This window comes from Flammeovirga aprica JL-4 (assembly GCF_012844305.1).
Taxonomy (GTDB): domain Bacteria; phylum Bacteroidota; class Bacteroidia; order Cytophagales; family Flammeovirgaceae; genus Flammeovirga; species Flammeovirga aprica.
The window spans coordinates 1-2302 of record NZ_JABANE010000249.1 but is presented as its reverse complement, the minus strand read 5'-3'; the positions used below and the strand labels follow the sequence as shown (position 1 = coordinate 2302).

Genomic DNA, 2302 nt, shown 5'->3' with positions numbered 1-2302 from the left:
TTGGTTGCATAGCGATTAATCATTATGTTATAATTTAAACATAATGATTAATCTTACAAAAAGTAGTTTTGAGACAGCCCCTGCACGTAATTATTGTTCCATTTGCTTCTGTCTTGGTACTTATCAATTTATATAAGAACTAAGCTCTACAGTTCTAACTTCAACAATCTCAAAAATGAAATTACTCTTCCTATTCAACTTTTTGCTCTTCTTTATTCCAATCTTAAAAGCACAAAATACTGATTTCAAACCCCAAGTAGATTCCATCGTCAATATGAAAATGAAGGAATATAAAATTCCGGGTATCAGTATTAGTGTAGTAAAAAATGGAGAGATCATTTATACAAAAGGGTATGGGGTAAAAGAAATAGGAACGGATCAAAAAGTAACAGAGCATTCGGTATTTCACACCGCTTCTGTTAGTAAGCTGTTGACGGCACAAGCTGTGATGCAATTAGTAGAGGACGGAAAAATTTCATTGGAAGACCGATTGGTGGACCTTCTAACGTCATTGAATTACTCTGACAAAAAAGTAGAACAAATCAGCCTGAAATCTTTATTAAACCACACTTCTGGATTACCTGATATTCAAAACTATCATTGGGAAAATAATCATCAAGAGGATAATAGTTTGAGTGAGTATATTCTTAACCTAAAATTGAAAACAAAATTTCCACCAAAAACGGAATACAAATATAGTAATCTGGGTTATGATATATTGGGACTGATAGTAGAACAAAAGTCGGAGTTATTGTTTGAAGATTATGTTGCTGAAACCATTTTAAAACCAATTGGAATGGCCGAAAGTGATTTCAGGTATTTTAAAATAAGTGGTGAGTTGAGCGTGAAACCTCATACTAAAAAAGGTTCTAAAATAGTAGTTCGTAACACCTATCCTTACACAAGAGAACATGCACCTAGCAGTACGCTAAATGCATCAGCTTATGACCTGTCAAAATGGATGATTTTCTTTCTTCAGCAATTACAAAAAGGAAAGAATTCTTTCTACGCTCAAATGCAAAACCCATCAACAGAAGTGTATGCCCATATTGGTTTAGGTTTTCAGATTTTTGAAATAGATGGCCATAAAGTAATAGGACATTTTGGTGGTGATAAGGGGTTTAGAAGTTTGTTGTTGATGGTTCCAGAAAAGAACATTGGGGTAGTGGTATTGGGGAATTGTGATTATGAGGAAGATTATAGGCAAGAGATATTGAAGCCAGTTATAAAGATGATAATTAACAACTAGAAAGGGTTTATTATCAATTGATTTAGAGTCTTCTTTCATTGAATAAATAATTTCGAATCGTTTGTTGTGAGAGTACATTTAATTTTAAAAGTAATACTCAATGTGTTTTTGATTATGGCAGATGATTTAGGTACATTTGTTTTAGCATTACATGAAGAATTTATATTTGTGAATTGAGAGTAACGGTATATTAATTCTTCAATTTATTTTTAAAAGATTGTAATCATACCAACTACATTGCTAGCTCAAACTATTGACAACTAGTAAACTATATTAATGGGGGGACTCTGGTCCGTCTAAAGTAGAGTCAACTTAGGTTGGTGCAATTGCTATAAAAAGAGAATAATTAACTATTTAAATTTAGCAAACATGGAGAATTTACTATATTTTTTTACAGATTACGAAGGGAATAAATCCCGAATGAAAAGTATGGCATTTGATAAAATCGTTGAATTTATCGAAAAGTACAAGTGGAATAAATCGATGTATCAGATGAAAGAGGACTTTGAATGTAAAGGGACCACTGATATCGAACCGGACCTTTTAGTCTTGACGAATGACGTTGATCATGAACTTTACATACAAGGCTGGGATTTTAATACTTTCTCCTTAGTGTATACAAATGACAAACTACCTATTTCAGATAAAGACCATTATTTCGCGGGCAACATTGGTTTTCCGATGGATAAAGTCATGAAGGCATTGTCTTACTTTGTAAAGGGTGAAAAAAACGAGCTAAAGGAAATGATAACCCATGAGGGAGATCCTGAAAAAGGGTTATTAAGAATGACAGCGGAAGAGGTACGTGAAAGAGGTGAATATGAAAATAATAAGGAGTTAAGGTACGAAAGAGAACTTGATGCCACTTTAGATGCAATGAAACCAATTGATCTTGATTTGGATGAAATTGAGAGAATCTTAAAAGAATAATTACTATTAAATGACTGGTAATGGATGATTTAGGTTGATTCTTTGTTATATGTATATGAGACATTACAAAGAAATACGTTGTCCTCACTGTGAAGGCAACGATATAGTGAAAAATGGTCATAG

General features: G+C 32.8%; 2 protein-coding genes. Both read left to right on the top strand.

All coding sequences use genetic code 11. The features are described from left to right. Positions 1-175: 175 nt before the first annotated feature. Positions 176-1249, top strand: a complete 1074-nt coding sequence (locus HHU12_RS33550; protein ID WP_169661087.1) for a serine hydrolase domain-containing protein — start codon at positions 176-178, stop codon at positions 1247-1249. A 369-nt stretch (positions 1250-1618) separates the two neighbouring features. Beyond that, positions 1619-2179, top strand: a complete 561-nt coding sequence (locus HHU12_RS33545; RefSeq protein WP_169661086.1) for a hypothetical protein — start codon at positions 1619-1621, stop codon at positions 2177-2179. The last annotated feature ends 123 nt before the right edge of the window (positions 2180-2302 follow it).